Genomic DNA, 14,900 nt, shown 5'->3' with positions numbered 1-14,900 from the left:
CCGGTCTCCTATGCGCAGGCGGACGAACGGACGCGCGGCGTGCGCGTCCGGGCCGGCGGGCGCCGCTTGCCGGCGGGCGCCTCGGGCGTCTTGACAAAGGCCCTGCCGCCTTCGGCGGGCAAGGCCGTATGGGTACGCTCGGCCACCCGCAGCACCGCCGAGCGGGCGCGGGGGTTGCCGGCGACCTCTGCCTCGGTGGGCAGGATGCGGCCGATGGCGGCCAGCACCGGCTGCGGCCGCTCGCTCTCGCGCAGCGGCAGGCGGGCGGTTTCCGCCCCGGGCCGGGCCGCGGCGGCGATGAACTGCTTGACGATGCGGTCTTCCAGCGAATGGAAGCTGATCACCGCCAGCCGGCCACCGGGCGCCAACAGGTCGAGCGCCGCGGCTAGCGCACGCGGGAGCTCTTCAAGCTCCTGATTGAGGTGAATCCGTAGAGCCTGAAAGGTGCGGGTCGCTGGATGCTGGCCCTTCTCCCGCGTGCGGACTGCACCAGCCACGATGTCGGCAAGCTCGCCTGTGGTCGTGACAGGCCGTTTCTCGCGGCTAGCTGCAATCGCCTTTGCAATCTGGAAAGCAAACCGTTCTTCACCATAGCGTGCTATGACCTCCCGCATGTCATCGATGCTCGCGTGGGCGAGCCATTGCGCGGCGGTTTCGCCGCGCGTCGTATCCATCCGCATATCGAGCGGGCCGTCGCGCATGAAGGAAAACCCACGCTCGGCGTCGTCGATCTGCGGAGAAGAAATACCCAGGTCCATCATCAGGCCGCTGATGCTGGCGATCCCCAGCCGGGACAGCTCCCCGGCCAGTTCGCCGAAACCCTCGTGCACGACCGTCACCCGGCCGTCCTGGTCGGCCAGCGCGCGCGCCACCGAAATCGCCTGCGGATCCTTGTCGAACACCACCAGCCTGGCCTCGGGGCCGAGCCGCGCGAGCAATTCGCGCGAGTGGCCGCCCCGGCCGAAAGTGGCGTCGACCCATACCCCGGCGCCAACGCCGCCGGCGGGTACGGCCAACGCGTCTATCGTCGGCTCGAGCAGGACGGGCCGATGCAGGAATGGGGTCGTCACGGCGTCAGAAAGAAAACTGGTTCAGGACTTCGGGCATGCCCTGCGCCAGCATTTCCTGCTCGCGCTGGGCCAGAACGGCTGCGTCCCACAACTCGAAGTGCGCGCCCAGGCCGAGCAGCATCACCTCGCGCGTCAGGGCGGCGGCGGTGCGCAGTTCGGGCGCGATCAGGATGCGGCCCGCGCTATCGAGCTCCACATCCTGGGCGTTGCCCAGCAGCAGCCGCTGCAGCGCGCGCGCCTGCATTGGAAATGCGGCGATCTGCTCGCGCTTCACCTCCCAGATGGGACGGGGGTAGATCAGAAGGCAACCGTCGGGGTGCCGGGTCAGGGTCAGGCGGCCTTCGGCCTGCACCATCAGCGCGTCACGATGCCGGGTAGGGATGGACACCCTTCCCTTCGCATCGAGCGTCAGCGCGCTGCTGCCCTGAAACACGGCTTCTCACCCCACTTTTTTGCACAAAATTCTACTATTTCCCACTCTAAATGAGCGATTACGCGGGGTCAAGCCGCCCGAACACAGTTTCTTCATTAGTAACAAGGACTTAGGCGCACTTCCTCGAAGCTTCACATTGCGAAATGTTCTATGAAATCAGTGCATTGGCATTTGAAGTGAAGGTGTCGTCTGAAGAAAAATCAGGAAAGTGACAGAGATGGGGCAACAAGGTAACAAAACAATGCCCTTGCCCCAGGCGCCACGCGGGTCCCGCGCCCGCGGTCCCCGGCTCCCGCGCGCCCGACTAGCGTATTCCTACGACTAGGCCCGGCATGCGCGGCTGGAAATAATGGCCTCCATAACGACATGCGCCGTCCCACCGGGACCGGCGCCACCAAGGAGACGCCATGGAGACCCCCTGCATCGTGGGATGGGGCCACACCCCGTTCGGCCGCCTGGACCACTTCGACCTGGAAGGACTGATGGTCGAATCCGCGCGCCTGGCGCTGGCCGACGCCGGACTGCGGGCACGGGACGTGGACGCGGTATTCGTGTCCCACTTCAACGCCGGCATGGTGCCGGACGGCTTCGCCTCGTCGCTGCCCTTCGGCGCCGACGACGATTTCCGCTTCACGCCCACGGTGCGCCTGGAGAATGCCTGCGCCTCGGGCTCGGCCGCCATCCATGCCGCGCTCGATGCCATCGGCTCGGGCCGGGTCCGCATCGCCCTGGTGGTGGGCGCCGAGAAGATGACGGCCGCCGACGGCCCGGCGGTGACGGCGGCGCTGGCCCGCGCGAGCTACCACCGCGAGGAAGGCGCGCGTGGCCTGACCTTTCCCGGCATCTTCGCCCTGATCGCGCGGGAGTATTTCGCCCGCCACGGCGACCACGGCGCCACGCTGGCGCGGATCGCCGCCAAGAACCACGCCAACGGCGCACGCAACCCGCTCGCCCACTTGCGCCGGGACCTGGGCTTCGATTTCTGCAACACGGTGTCCGAGCGCAACCCCATCATCGCCGCGCCGCTGCGCAAGACCGACTGCTCCACCGTCGCCGACGGCGGCGCCGCGCTGGTGCTGGCCGCCGCCCCGCTGGCACGCGGCTTCCGCCGCGCGGTGCGCTTCCGCTCGGCCACCCAGGTCAACGACTTCCTGCCCATGTCGCGGCGCGATCCGGCCGCCTTCGAAGGGCCGAGGCGGGCCTGGCGGCGGGCCCTGGACGACGCCGGCATCGGCATCCGCGATCTCGACCTGGCCGAAGTCCACGACTGCTTCACCATCGCCGAACTGCTCAGCTACGAAGCCATGGGCCTGGCCGAGGCCGGCCAGGGCGCCCGCTGCCTCGACGACGGCACGGTGGCCCCGGGCGGCGCGCTGCCCGTCAATCCTTCCGGAGGCCTCAAGGCCAAGGGTCACCCGGTCGGCGCCACGGGCGTGTCCATGCACGTCATGGCGGCCATGCAATTGTGCGGCGAAGCCGGGGACATCCAGGTGCCCGGCGCGGAACTGGCCGGCGTCTTCAATATGGGCGGCTCCGTCGTCGCCAACTATGTCAGCGTGCTGGAACGCGCTGCCTAGGACCGATCCCGATGAATGTTGTCCAGTTGCTGGTCCGCGCCGCGCGGACTCATGGCGATCGCCCGGCCCTCTATCGCGGCGCCTCGCGGCTGCTCGATTACCGGGGGCTTGCCGCGCGCGCGGCGGCCATCGCCGGCGCCCTGCGCGGCCACGGCCTCGTGCCCGGCGACCGCGTGGCGCTGTTCATGGCCAATTGCCCGGAATACCTGGAAGCCATGTACGGCGCCTGGTGGGCCGGGCTGGCCATCGTTCCCATCAATGCCAAGCTGCATCCACGCGAGGCGCTGTTCATCCTGGAACATGCCGGGGCCGGCGCGCTGTTCGCCAGCCCGGAACTGGCCTCGGGCCTGCTGCCGCTGCTGGACGAGGCGCCGGCGATCCGCCACGTGTTCGAGACCGGCACGGCCGGCTACCGGGAACTCCTGGGCGCCATCCCCGTGCCGCCCGCGCCGCGCCGCCCCGAAGACCTCGCCTGGCTGTTCTACACCTCGGGTACCACCGGGCGCCCCAAGGGGGTCATGCAGACGAACCGGATGCTGCTGGCCATGACGGCCTGCTATTTCTCGGACGTCGATCCGGTGGACGCGGGCGACGCCGCCGTCTATGCCGCGCCCATGTCCCACGGCGCGGGACTGTACAGCCTGCCCCACATGGCCGCGGCGGCGCGCCACGTGGTGCCGGAGTCCGGCGGCTTCGACCCCGCGGAGCTGGCCGGACTGGCGGCCAGCGTGGACCGGCTGTCGATGTTCGCGGCCCCGACCATGGTCAAGCGGCTGGTGGCCCACGTCGAGTCGGCGGACGCCGACCCCTCCGGCTTCAAGACCATCGTCTACGGCGGCGGCCCCATGTATGTCGAGGACATCCGGCGGGGGCTGGCCGTGATGGGCGACCGCTACGTCCAGATCTACGGCCAGGGCGAATCGCCCATGACGATCACGGCGCTGTCGCGCCGGCAATTGGCCGACCGCGGGCACCCACGCTGGCTGGACCGCCTGGCCTCGGTGGGCCATGCCCAGTCGCAGGTGGAGATGCGCGTGGCCGACGAACGCGGTGAACCGCTGCCGGACGGCGAGATCGGCGAGGTCCAGGTGCGCGGCGACGTGGTCATGGCCGGCTACTGGCGCGACCCCGAAGCCAGCGCGCGGGCGCTGCGCGGCGGCTGGCTGTGGACCGGCGACGTGGGCGCGCTGGACAGCGAAGGCTTCCTGACGCTGAAGGACCGCTCCAAGGACGTCATCATCTCGGGTGGCTCGAATATCTATCCGCGCGAGATCGAGGAAGTGCTGCTCGCCCATCCCGGCGTGTCCGAAGTCGCGGTGGTCGGCGCCCCCGACCCGGAATGGGGCGAAGAGGTCGTGGCCTTCGTCGTGCCCCGGGACGGCGCGGCGCCGGACCCGGCGGCGCTGGACGGACTGTGCCTGGACCGCATCGCGCGCTTCAAGCGCCCCAAGCGCTACCGTTTCGTCGATGCACTGCCCAAGAACCACTACGGCAAGGTTCTGAAAACCGAGCTCAAGGCCGCGCTTGCCGGCGGCCGCAACGAGCCTGCCCCCCCCAAGGAGACGACATGAAGACCCCTGTTGCACGCTTGACCGGCCGCGCCGCGCTGGCCCTGGCGCTGGCCGCCTCGTGGCCCGCCCACGGATCGGAGAAGAACTTCCCCACCCGCCCGGTGAAAGTCATCATCCCGTTCGCCGCCGGCACCTCGCCCGACGTGGTCATGCGCATCGTCGGCCAGAAGCTGGGGGACATCTGGGGGCAGCCCTTGATCGTCGAGAATCGTCCGGGCGCCGGCGGCGCCATCGGCGCAACCGCGGTCGCCCAGGCCCAGCCCGACGGCTACACCCTGCTCTACACCGTCAACTCGGTACTATGCGCCAACCCCCACTTGTACGGCAAGCTGGGCTACGACGCCTTCAAGAGCTTCGCGCCGGTGTCGCTCATGGTGAACCTGGGCTACGTGCTGCTGGCCAGGAGCGACCTGGGCGTCAACAACGTCGCCGAGATGGTCGCCTATGCCAAGAAGAACCCCGGCAAGCTCACCTACGGCTCCGCCGGCAACGGCTCGGGCAACCATATCGTGATGGAGCTGCTGACCAGCATGACCGGCACCAGCATGCTGCACGTCCCCATGAACACGAACAAGGTGCTGGCACTGCTCAGCGGACAGATCGACCTGGCCATGGAGCCCTACACCAATGGCGTGGCCGCGGCCCGGGACGGCAAGGTCCGGCCGCTGGCGGTGACGCTGGCCAGGCGCAGCGAGAACATCCCGGACGTGCCGACCGTGGGCGAGACCGTGCCCGGCTACGTGGCCGACGCCTGGCACGGCCTGTTCGCCACCGCGGGCACGCCCCCCGAGGTCGTGGACAAGATCAGCGCCGACGTCGCGCGCGTGCTGGCCATGCCGGACGTGCGCCAGCGCCTGGCCACCGCCAGCCTGGAGCCGGTAGGATCCACGCCCGTCGAGCTGCGCGACATCGTGCGGCGCGACTATGACAAATGGGGCGCGGTCATTCGCAACGCCAACATCCGGCTCGATTGAGCCTCCACCAGTGAATACATATAGAACGCAGAACAACCAGAAGGAGACGACATGACGACCTCGACCGCCAAATGGCGCTTCACCAAGGGCTTGCACGACCTGGGCAACGGTCTGCACGCCTACCTCGTTCCCGACGGCAGCTGGGGCTGGTCCAACGCCGGGTTGATTTCCGACGGAGGCGAATCGCTGCTGGTCGACACGCTGTTCGACCTGCCCATGACCTCCGAGATGCTGGCCAGCATGCGCGACGCCGTGCCCGCCGCGAAGCGGATCGGCGCCCTGGTCAACACTCACGGCAACGGCGACCACACTTTCGGCAACCAGTTGCTGGAGGGATCCCGCATCATCGCGTCCAACGGCTGCGTGGAGGACATGAAGCACCGCCCGCCCGAACAGTACGCCGGATGGCAGAAGGACTGGCCGAGCATGGGCATGGCCGGCAAGTTCTGGCAAGAGGTGATCGGTTCGCGATTCGACTTCAGCGGCATCCGCCTGACGCTGCCCACCGAAACCTTCGACCACCGCATGGACCTCAAGGTCGGCGACAAGGAAGTCCAGCTCATCGAAGTCGGCCCGGCCCATACCCGAGGCGACGTCCTGGTCTACGTACCGCAGGACCGCACCGTTTTCACCGGCGACATCATGTTCGTCGGCGCCCATCCGGCCATCTGGACCGGCCCGGTCTCGAACTGGATCGCCGCCTGCGACCGGATGCTGGGCTGGGACGTCGAGACCATCGTGCCCGGCCATGGCCCGATCACGGACAAGGATGGCGTGCGGGAATTCCGCGATTATCTGATCTACCTGCTGGCCGAGTCCCGCCGCTGCCTTGAGGCGGGCATGTCCTTCGAGCAGGCGGTGGACGCCATTTCGATGGACCGCTGGGCGAACTGGGGCGAGGACGAACGGCTATGCGTCAATGTCTACGCCTGCTACCGCGAAATCTCGGGCGGCGCCCTCCCGGCGCCCAACGTCATGGACATGCTGGCGCTGATGGGTAAACGCCATTTCGCGCGCAAGCCGCACGCCTGCGGACACGACCACTGCGACGGGAACCACTCATGAAACTGACCACCTTCCTCGCTCCCGGCGGCGCGGCGCACATCGGCGCGCTCCTGCCCGGCGAAACCACGATCTCGGACTTCACCGCGGCCGACGCGGCGCCCTATTTCCGCAGCATGCTGGACCTGATCGACGCCGGGCCGGCGGCGCTCGACCACGCACGCCGGCTGGTGGAACGCCCCACCGCCACCCACGCGGTATCGGCCGTGGCCCGCCAGGCGCCGCTGCCCCAGCCGCGCCGCCTGCGCGACTGCCTGTGCTTCGAGACGCACTTCCGGCAATCGCGCGCCAACCGCCATCTGTTCGGCATCGGCACGCAGCGGCTGGATCCGGCCTCGGTCGAGCTGCCCCGCGTCTGGTACGAGCGCCCCATCTACTACAAGGGCAATCCCTTCAGCGTGGTGGGCGACGGCGCCGACGTGCACTGGCCCGCGTATTCGCAAGTCATCGACTACGAACTGGAGATCGGCATGGTCACCTCGCGCGGGGGCAAGAACATCCCCGCGGCCGAGGCCGCCTCCCACATCTTCGGCTACACCATCTTCAACGATTTCTCGGCGCGCGACGCCCAGTACACCGAAATGCAGGGCGGCCTGGGCCCGGCCAAGGGCAAGGACTTCGATACAGGCAATGCCATGGGTCCCTGGCTGGTCACCGCCGACGAGATCGCCGATCCCCAGGCCCTGACCATGATCACCCGGGTCAACGGCGAGGAATGGTCGCGCGGCAACTCCCGGGACATGCACCATACCTTCCTGGACATCCTGGCCTACGTCTCGTCCGACGAGACCCTGTACGCAGGCGAGGTGCTGGGATCGGGAACCGTGGGCGGCGGCTGCGGCAACGAACTGGGCCGCTTCCTGAAGGACGGCGACATACTGGAACTGGAAGTCAGCGGACTGGGAACGCTGCGCAACCGCATCGTCGCGCCGCACGTCCCGTCGCCACCGCCCTTCCCCATCCACATCCCCGTCTAGGGACAGGACGCTAAGGCAGCCCCAGCAGCCGGGAGATGAGCTCGCCCACGGTCCGGGCCTCGAGCTTGCGCATCAGGCGCAGGCGATAGGTCTCGACCGTGCGCGGGCTCAGCGCGAGGTCCCTGGCGATCTGCTTGCTGGTCCGTCCGGCCAGGATTTGCGCCGAGATCTCCCGCTCGCGCGGGGTCAGCGCCATGCCCACCGGGCGCCGCGGACGCAAATCCTCGAACACCCAGATGGCGCAGGCATAGGGTTGGGCCGGGTCCACCGGCTGGCCGGACACCGCGCACCAGAACAGCTCGCCGTTGCGATGGACCATGATGCGTTCATCGCGGTGGATGCCCTCGGCCAGCATGCTGCGCACGCCGCGCGCGCCGATGTCTTCGTACTCGGCATGGGACGGATACAGCATCTCGGTGGTCTGCCCCACCAGTTGCTGGCGGCTGTAGCCGAACATGCCGGCGAACGCGCGGTTGCAGCGCTCGATGACGCGGTCGCGCGTCACCAGCAGGCCGACCGGGGCCAGTTCGAAGGCAAGATCCGCGGGAGTGGGCAGGGCTGCGGTCATGGGGCTCGCGGCGAAGGGCTTGCCCCGGATGGACGGCCAGGCGCAAAGAATCAAGGCAAAGCAGATCGATAGGCCGGATTCTGTACACGGGCGTCGCCCGCGGGCAGTCATTCCTCTGGGCCGGCCGTTGCCGGACGGCTCTAGCCACCTACCCGCATGCTCGGGCGGACCGCCCTGTACGGCCGAAGCCGCGCGCATGCCTATTTGGTGTTGCTCCGGATGGAGGTTGCCGCGTTTCACCCTGCCACGACTCGCACGGTTGCCCGTGCGAACGGTACGGAGTGGCCGTACCGGTGCGGACAGCGTCCGCCCTCGCCGCAGACTCGTCTCTGTGGCCCTGTTCCTCGGCTTCGCGCCCGGGCTTGCGCCCCTGCGATCGCCGGACGGCCGTTAGCCGCCATCCTGTCCTGTGGAGTCCGGACCTTCCTCGATGCCCGAAGGCACCGCGACTGCCTGATCTGCTCTGCGCGGCTATTTTACCGCTGACGAGTGCGGCCGGGGCGGAAAACCTCGGAATCGTCGTAGAACCCTGGCGAAGTGTTGTCGGGCCACCAGCCGGGCAGCCCCAGCACCGGCAGCGGGCACAGGTCGCGCGCGGTAAAGAAGGGCCAGTTGTCCAGCCAGTCGGCCACCAGCCGGTCCACGGTGGTCCGCCGCTGCGTGGGCGAGGCGCGGAAATAGGAATCGTCAACCGGCACGATCAGCGTATGCGCGGTGATGGCCTTGTAGGGCCGCACCAGCTTTTCCAGCAGCCCGTGGCCGACCGCCCAGGGCTCTGTCTGCATCAGTGTCGCGGTGCGGCGCTCGACGAACAGCGTGCGCCAATCGAAGCGGCGCAGCGCCTGCGCCAGTTCGTCGCCGGAGCAGGCCAGCACCAGCCCGTTCTCGTCGAAGACCGTCACGGCATCCCGCAAGAGTCCCCTGCCCTCGGCGGCGGGCGCCTTCTTCAGCGTGCGCGCCTGCATCGCGTTCAGCCGCGCCTTGGTCTGCGGAAACGCGAGCCACGCCAGCCCGTTGAAAAGATCGTGCAGGTTGTCCCGCGTGGGAATGCGCCCGGTCTGGTGGATGTGCGCCTCATAGGCCCTGCCCTCGGGCAGGTCGGACTGGGGCGCGAACAACAGCGGCTTGCCCGAGGCCACCCGCATGCGCCCGCGTGCGCCGTGGCCCCCCTCGCCCGCCGTGAGCAGCCGGTTCAGGCGGTCGCACAAGGGCTCGTCGCCCGTGGGTGCCAGCATCTCGCCTTTGTGGGCGATGCCGGCGAACCAGGGCTGGCCCCAGTCGATGTGGGTCAGATCGAGACCCGCCATGGCAGGGTCTCCCCGCTGGCCAGCGGTACGATGGTCTGCTGGCCGAACGACAATTCGTCGGGAATGCGGAAGGGCTCGCGCACCAGCGTGATCGTGCCCGTATTGCGCGGCAGCCCGTAGAAGTCGGGTCCGTGGAAGCTGGCGAAGGCTTCCAGCGCGTCCAGCTTGCCCGCGTCGTCGAAAGCCTTGGCGTACAGCTCCATGGCATGCAGCCCCGTGAAGCAGCCCGCGCAGCCGCAGGCGTGTTCCTTCAGCCCGCGCGCATGGGGCGCGCTGTCGGTGCCCAGGAAGAAGCGCGGGTTCCCACTGGTGGCGGCCTCCACCAGGGCCTGGCGATGCGTCTCGCGCTTGAGCACCGGCAGGCAGTACCAGTGCGGGCGCATGCCGCCCTGGAACAGGGCATTGCGGTTGTACAGCAGGTGCTGGGGCGTGAGGGTGGCCGCGATCGGGCCCTCGGCGTCGCGCACGTACTGCGCGGCGTCGGCCGTCGTGATGTGCTCGAACACCACCTTCAGCGCCGGGAAGGCCCGGCGCAGGGGAATCATGACTTGGTCGATGAAGACCTGTTCGCGATCGAACACGTCGATGGCGGGATCGGTGGCCTCGCCATGGGTCAGCAGTGGCATGCCGGCCTTTTCCATGGCTTCCAGCACCTTGGCGCAACGGCCCAGCAGGTCCGTCACGCCGGCATCCGAGTTCGTGGTCGCGCCGGCCGGATACAGCTTGACCGCCTGGATCGCGCCCGACTCGCGGGCACGCCGGATTTCCTCGGGCGCCGTATTGTCGGTCAGGTACAGCGTCATCAGCGGCGTGAACGCATCCGGCCCGATGCCGCGCTTGCCGAGCGCCGCCACGATGCGGTCCCGGTATGCCAGCGCCTGGGCCGTGGTGGTGACCGGCGGCTTCAGGTTGGGCATGATGATGGCGCGGGCGAACTGGCGCGCGGAGTGCGCGGCGACGGCTTCGAGCGCCTCGCCGTCGCGCAGGTGCAGGTGCCAGTCGTCGGGGCGGGTGATGGTCAGCGTGGAAGTAGTCATGGATGCGGCCAAGGGCGTATCGGAGGATCGGCCGGCGCGGGCGCGTACGCCGCACCCGCGCCGGCCCGGTTGCCCTCATTTTACGGCCCGAACCGCGCCTGGCGCCAATCCTCGCGCCCCAGGCGCCTGCCCACGCCAACCGGCGCCTCGCACGCAGGCGACAGCCTAGTCCACGACCGGCATGCTGCGTTCGACCAACGAGGCCATGATGCCCGCGCCCAGGGGGATCACCGCGTCGTTGAAATCGTAGTTGCTGCTGTGCAGGAAGCAGCCCTGTTCCGCCCCGCCCTGCCCCAGCCGGAAGTAGGCCCCCGGCCGTCCTTGCAGCATGAACGAGAAATCCTCGGCTCCCATCGACGGCGTCAGGTCGCGGATGACGTTCTCCCTGCCCAACATCGCGGTCGCCACGTCGGCCACGAAGTTGGCTTCCCGCGGCGTGTTGATGGTGGCCGGATAGATGCGGTCGTACTTGAGCGTGGCGGTGGCGCCGAACGCGGCCGCGATCGACGAGGACAGGTCCCGCAGCCGCGTCTCGACCATTTCCTGCACCGTGCGGCGGAAGGTCCGGACCGTGCCCACCAGGCGCGCCTCGCGCGGAATCACGCTCATCGCGCCCGGATGGCCGGCCTGCACGGAACAGATCGACACCACCGCGGAATCCAGCGGATTGACGTTGCGCGCGACGATGGACTGCGTCGCCGTGATGATCTGGCCCGCCACCACGACCGGGTCGATCGTCTGGTAGGGATGCGCGCCATGGCCGCCCTTGCCCTCGATCACGATCTCGAAGCGGTCCGAAGCGGCCATCATGGGTCCGGGATTGATGCCGACCTTGCCCGCCGGCAGCCCCGGCCAGTTGTGGAGCGCGTAGATTTCGTTACAAGGAAAGATGTCGAACAGCCCATCTTCCATCATGGCGCGCGCCCCGCCCAGTCCTTCCTCGGCCGGTTGGAAGATCAGCACCGCGGTGCCGTCGAAGTTGCGTGTCCTGGACAGATAGCGGGCCACACCCAGCAGGATGGTGGTGTGGCCGTCATGGCCGCAGCCGTGCATCAGGCCCGGCTTGCTGGAACGGTGCTCGAAGGCGTTGTCCTCGGCCATCGGCAACGCGTCCATGTCGGCCCGCAGGCCGATCATGCGACCGCTGTCGCAGCGCCGGCCCCGGATGACGCCGACCAGGCCGGTCTTGCCTATGCCCCGGTGCACCTCCACGCCCAGCAGCTCCAACGCCTTGGCGACGATACCCGAGGTGCGCACCTCTTCGAATCCGAGCTCGGGATGCGCGTGCAGGTCGCGCCGCAGCAGCGTCAGATCATCGTGAAACTTGCGTATTGCTTCCAGCGGCGAACGCAACGCCACCCCAGCTTCCATTCCTGCTCTCCGGTCCTGCGGCCGCTCCGCGGCCCGAATGTCAATCGATAACCGGGCCGTCCGGGAGTTCCCCCAGCGCGGTACGACTTGGTGTCAAAAGCTGAATGTCGCCATACCAGCTTTCGGCGTAGCCTCGGGTGTTGTCCGTGTCGGTCATGACCCCCACGCCGACCAGCGTGCCGGGCGCTTCTCCGAACAACTCGATGTAGTCCTGCACATAGTTGCGCTCGTAATCGAGCCAGCGGCCCGTGCGCCCGGGACCGGACTCGACCACTTTCAGGCGGATGCGGGACGTGTGGGCATTGGCCAGGTTGGCGCCCACCGGCTTGCCGGAATCCCAGGTGTAGATGAGGGTGGCGTAAGGCACTTCGCGCCCCAGCAGCATGCGCGCGGTCTCGGCCAGCATCTGGTCCCGCAGCGGCAGCTTGCGCCAGTCGCCGTCGAAAGCCAGCACCAGCCGCGCCGGCGCGTCCTCGGTCTCGGGGCGGGAACTGTCGGCGCGGTCTATCATCGCGTCGGTGCGCCAGGACCAGCGCACATAGGGCACCTGGGCGGCCGGCAGGTTCACCGGCACCCACATCCCGCTCGCGGCGGACTCCGCCACGGCATGCAGCACCGGACGCTCCTGTCCGCCCACCTTGGCGCGGGCGACCTGGTAGCGGGTCTTGGTCTTGTCGGGCCGGATGATCCAGGGCCGCCATCCCGCCGGGGCCTCGCCCACGGCCGATGGAGACTGCGACAGCATCAGCGCCGCGGCGCCCGTCGCCGGTTCCGCCAGGTCTTCCCGCTGGGAGGCGGGACCGGCACAGCCCGCGAGCAGCGTCGCGAAAGCCAGCAGAAAACCGGACGACCGGAAACGAAACGGAACAGATGCAGACATCGGCGGGCACATCCCGACAGGGGCGTAGACGGCAATGTGACCATTCTACCGGCCATCGCTCCCCCCCAAGCGTTGCATCCCCGTCGAAAACCCCGGGGAAACGCCCTTTCTGTTGGAATTTTGTTGTGGCTTTGCCCAGCAAGGCGATATGCTGCGCTCGCGGGGTTATTCCGCAGTTCTGGAGTCTGCCTCTCGCGCACTGCGGTGTGGCCCTGCCTACGATCTGACGATTGAACCCCTTTTTAGGAGTACAGCATGGCCACAGCCAAGAAGGCGCCGGCGAAAAAAGCCGCGCCCGCCAAGAAAGCCGCTCCGGCTAAAAAAGCCCCGGCCGCCAAGAAGGCCGCTCCGGCCAAAAAGGCCGCGACCAAGGCTCCCCGCAAAGTCAACGCAGCCTTCCTCAAGCCCATGACCCCCAGCGCCACGCTGGCCGCCATCATCGGCCCCGCCCCGCTGCCGCGCACCGAAGTCACGCGCAAGATCTGGGAATACATCAAGAAGCACAAGCTGCAGGATCCCAAGGCCAAGCGCAACATCAACGGCGATGCCAAGCTCAAAGAGCTGTTCGGCAAGCCCAGCGTCGACATGTTCGAGCTGACCAAGATCGTCAACGCGCACCTGAAGTAAAAAGGTCGCCCCGGCTTAGCGGGGCTCCCGCCAGCGCCCGGCCGACGCGGTCCGGGCGCCTTTCCGGCCGCGCCCGGCCTAGGTGCCGGCCCCCGTGCCGCGCAGGACCAGGATCTTCCCCTGCCTCGCGTCGGTCAGCAAATACAGTTCGCCCGCCGGCCCCATCACGACATCGCGAATCCGGTCACCCAGGTCGGTCAGCAGACGCTCTTCGCGCACCACTTTCCCACCGTCCAGTTGCAAGCGTATCAGCGCCTGTCCGCTCAGCGCTCCGGTAAACAGACTGCCCGTCCACGACGGAATGGCCTGGCTGGTATAGAACGCCAGCCCGCTCGGCGACACCGACGGCACCCAGCTGTGCAAGGGCGCCTCGAAGCCGGGCGGCGATGCCTCCTGCCCGATACGCCCGCCGCCGTACTCCTCGCCATACGTGTACAAGGGCCAACCGTAGTTCTTGCCCGCCCGGACGACGTTCAGCTCGTCACCGCCCTGGGGACCGTGTTCGACCATCCACAGTTCGCCGGTGCGGGGATTCAGCGCAGCCCCCTGGGGATTGCGATGTCCCAGCGACCAGATCTCGGGCAACGCGCGATTGTCGCCAGCGAATGGATTGTCGCGCGGCACGCCGCCATCGTCGTTGATCCTCACCACCTTGCCGTGATGCGTGTTCAAACCTTGCGCGTCCGGCCTCGTCTGGCGGCTGGAACGTTCACCCAGCGTGATGAGCAGCTTGCCGTCGCGCGCGAAGACGAGGCGCGAACCGAAGTGCAGCGTGCTGGCGAACTTGGGTGCCTGGCGGAAACGACCGTGGAATCGGCAAACCGCCACTGGCCTGCATCCTGCACCAGCCTGCCACGAGCCACGGCCGTGCTGTTGCCTCCTTCGCCGGCCTCGGCGTAACTCAGATAGACCAGGCCATTGCGCGCGAAGTCGGGGTGCAGCACCACGTCCAGCAGGCCGCCCTGGCCGCGCGCATCGACCTTGGGCGTACCCGCGACCGGTGCTGACAGCTCCCCGCGGGCGGACACCACCCGCAAGCGCCCCGGACGCTCGGTGACCAGCGCGCCGCCCTGGGGCAGCAGAGCCAATCCCCAGGGATGCTCCAGGCCGTCCACCCAGGTCGACAGTTGCACCCCGGCGGGCAATGCCGCGCGGGTCATGGGCACGTCCTTGCCCGGCCTCGCGGGCTGGGCCCACCCCGTGGTGGCCATTGCCATGCCAAGAGCCGCCATCCATCCCGCCAGCAAGCGCACTGCTTTCATGTCGTTCTCCTTGTCCGCGATCCTTTCTTGACCGGGAAAAGGAGACAGCCGTTCCCCTCTCCTGGACAAGCGGTCGCCATGACAAGCGCGGTCAGCGGTGGCGGGGCAGAAAGACAAAACCCCCGGCCGGTATTCCGGTCGGGGGTTTTGAGGGTAAGGTAGCCTGACGATGACCTACTTTCAC

General features: G+C 68.3%; 13 protein-coding genes, 1 other RNA gene and 1 pseudogene. 6 read left to right on the top strand and 9 right to left on the bottom strand.

The genetic code is table 11. From position 1 onward, the window contains the following. Positions 1-8 precede the first annotated feature (8 nt). Positions 9-1,070: a 16S rRNA (cytosine(1402)-N(4))-methyltransferase RsmH gene (gene rsmH / locus AC1Q6E_RS21175; RefSeq protein WP_296556893.1), complete on the bottom strand. Its 1,062-nt coding sequence runs from the start codon at positions 1,068-1,070 to the stop codon at positions 9-11. A gap of 4 nt (positions 1,071-1,074) precedes the next feature. Then, complete coding sequence (gene mraZ / locus AC1Q6E_RS21170) at positions 1,075-1,503, bottom strand: division/cell wall cluster transcriptional repressor MraZ (RefSeq protein WP_296556892.1); 429 nt, start codon at positions 1,501-1,503, stop codon at positions 1,075-1,077. 407 nt (positions 1,504-1,910) lie between these two features. Here mraZ and AC1Q6E_RS21165 point away from each other — a divergent pair, with 407 nt between their 5' ends. The 5 genes from AC1Q6E_RS21165 to AC1Q6E_RS21145 are packed head-to-tail and all read left to right on the top strand — an operon-like array spanning position 1,911 to position 7,664. After that, positions 1,911-3,080 (top strand): acetyl-CoA acetyltransferase, encoded by a 1,170-nt coding sequence (locus tag AC1Q6E_RS21165; protein WP_152798462.1) that lies wholly within the window; start codon positions 1,911-1,913, stop codon positions 3,078-3,080. 11 nt (positions 3,081-3,091) lie between these two features. Beyond that, the gene (locus AC1Q6E_RS21160) at positions 3,092-4,651 is read left to right on the top strand and encodes a class I adenylate-forming enzyme family protein (RefSeq protein ID WP_296556890.1); all 1,560 of its coding nucleotides are present in this window, start codon (positions 3,092-3,094) and stop codon (positions 4,649-4,651) included. After that, positions 4,648-5,625, top strand: coding sequence for a Bug family tripartite tricarboxylate transporter substrate binding protein (locus tag AC1Q6E_RS21155; RefSeq protein ID WP_492573467.1), 978 nt, complete (start codon positions 4,648-4,650; stop codon positions 5,623-5,625). Before AC1Q6E_RS21160 ends, AC1Q6E_RS21155 begins: the two co-directional genes overlap by 4 nt. Before the next feature lie 51 nt (positions 5,626-5,676). Continuing rightward, positions 5,677-6,690, top strand: a complete 1,014-nt coding sequence (locus AC1Q6E_RS21150) for an MBL fold metallo-hydrolase (protein WP_152798459.1) — start codon at positions 5,677-5,679, stop codon at positions 6,688-6,690. Further along, positions 6,687-7,664: a fumarylacetoacetate hydrolase family protein gene (locus AC1Q6E_RS21145; protein WP_492573466.1), complete on the top strand. Its 978-nt coding sequence runs from the start codon at positions 6,687-6,689 to the stop codon at positions 7,662-7,664. The genes AC1Q6E_RS21150 and AC1Q6E_RS21145 overlap by 4 nt, the downstream gene beginning before the upstream one ends. A gap of 10 nt (positions 7,665-7,674) precedes the next feature. On the opposite strand, the gene AC1Q6E_RS21140 is transcribed toward AC1Q6E_RS21145, so the two are convergent. From AC1Q6E_RS21140 to AC1Q6E_RS21115, 6 genes are all read right to left on the bottom strand, one after another. Then, positions 7,675-8,232, bottom strand: coding sequence for a LuxR C-terminal-related transcriptional regulator (locus AC1Q6E_RS21140; RefSeq protein ID WP_152798457.1), 558 nt, complete (start codon positions 8,230-8,232; stop codon positions 7,675-7,677). 53 nt (positions 8,233-8,285) lie between these two features. Next, an RNA gene (gene rnpB / locus AC1Q6E_RS21135) (RNase P RNA component class A) lies at positions 8,286-8,697 on the bottom strand. Positions 8,698-8,708: 11 nt separating this feature from the next. Continuing rightward, complete coding sequence (locus AC1Q6E_RS21130; RefSeq protein ID WP_152798456.1) at positions 8,709-9,539, bottom strand: DUF3025 domain-containing protein; 831 nt, start codon at positions 9,537-9,539, stop codon at positions 8,709-8,711. Further along, positions 9,521-10,576, bottom strand: coding sequence for a dihydroorotase (pyrC, locus tag AC1Q6E_RS21125; RefSeq protein WP_152798455.1), 1,056 nt, complete (start codon positions 10,574-10,576; stop codon positions 9,521-9,523). Before pyrC ends, AC1Q6E_RS21130 begins: the two co-directional genes overlap by 19 nt. A gap of 165 nt (positions 10,577-10,741) precedes the next feature. After that, a complete protein-coding gene (locus AC1Q6E_RS21120) occupies positions 10,742-11,935 on the bottom strand; it encodes a M20 aminoacylase family protein (protein ID WP_296556944.1) in 1,194 nt (397 codons plus the stop codon). 52 nt (positions 11,936-11,987) lie between these two features. Beyond that, positions 11,988-12,827 carry a DUF3047 domain-containing protein gene (locus AC1Q6E_RS21115; protein WP_152792343.1) on the bottom strand — a complete coding sequence of 280 codons (840 nt, stop codon included), beginning with the start codon at positions 12,825-12,827 and terminating at the stop codon, positions 11,988-11,990. A 255-nt stretch (positions 12,828-13,082) separates the two neighbouring features. On the opposite strand from AC1Q6E_RS21115, the gene AC1Q6E_RS21110 reads away from it, so the two are divergent. Continuing rightward, positions 13,083-13,454 (top strand): SWIB/MDM2 domain-containing protein, encoded by a 372-nt coding sequence (locus tag AC1Q6E_RS21110; RefSeq protein ID WP_087841749.1) that lies wholly within the window; start codon positions 13,083-13,085, stop codon positions 13,452-13,454. A gap of 78 nt (positions 13,455-13,532) precedes the next feature. Here AC1Q6E_RS21110 and AC1Q6E_RS21105 read toward each other — a convergent pair. Continuing rightward, positions 13,533-14,665 (bottom strand): annotated as a pseudogene (locus AC1Q6E_RS21105) (PQQ-dependent sugar dehydrogenase). Between the last annotated feature and the right edge of the window lie 235 nt (positions 14,666-14,900).

This window comes from Pigmentiphaga sp. MLSB6-MA01 (genome assembly GCF_058793475.1).
The sequence above is the reverse complement of the archived record's forward strand: the minus strand, read 5'-3'. Positions and strand labels throughout refer to the sequence as shown.

What these genes read in the sequence shown, in the direction of transcription:
- AC1Q6E_RS21130 (WP_152798456.1), bottom strand. Translation starts at nt 9,539, where the DNA reads ATGGCGGGTCTCGATCTGACCCACATCGACTGGGGCCAGCCCTGGTTC.
- AC1Q6E_RS21155 (WP_492573467.1), top strand. Translation starts at nt 4,648, where the DNA reads ATGAAGACCCCTGTTGCACGCTTGACCGGCCGCGCCGCGCTGGCCCTG.
- AC1Q6E_RS21165 (WP_152798462.1), top strand. Translation starts at nt 1,911, where the DNA reads ATGGAGACCCCCTGCATCGTGGGATGGGGCCACACCCCGTTCGGCCGC.
- pyrC (WP_152798455.1), bottom strand. Translation starts at nt 10,576, where the DNA reads ATGACTACTTCCACGCTGACCATCACCCGCCCCGACGACTGGCACCTG.
- AC1Q6E_RS21140 (WP_152798457.1), bottom strand. Translation starts at nt 8,232, where the DNA reads ATGACCGCAGCCCTGCCCACTCCCGCGGATCTTGCCTTCGAACTGGCC.
- AC1Q6E_RS21110 (WP_087841749.1), top strand. Translation starts at nt 13,083, where the DNA reads ATGGCCACAGCCAAGAAGGCGCCGGCGAAAAAAGCCGCGCCCGCCAAG.
- AC1Q6E_RS21150 (WP_152798459.1), top strand. Translation starts at nt 5,677, where the DNA reads ATGACGACCTCGACCGCCAAATGGCGCTTCACCAAGGGCTTGCACGAC.
- AC1Q6E_RS21115 (WP_152792343.1), bottom strand. Translation starts at nt 12,827, where the DNA reads ATGTCTGCATCTGTTCCGTTTCGTTTCCGGTCGTCCGGTTTTCTGCTG.
- AC1Q6E_RS21145 (WP_492573466.1), top strand. Translation starts at nt 6,687, where the DNA reads ATGAAACTGACCACCTTCCTCGCTCCCGGCGGCGCGGCGCACATCGGC.
- AC1Q6E_RS21160 (WP_296556890.1), top strand. Translation starts at nt 3,092, where the DNA reads ATGAATGTTGTCCAGTTGCTGGTCCGCGCCGCGCGGACTCATGGCGAT.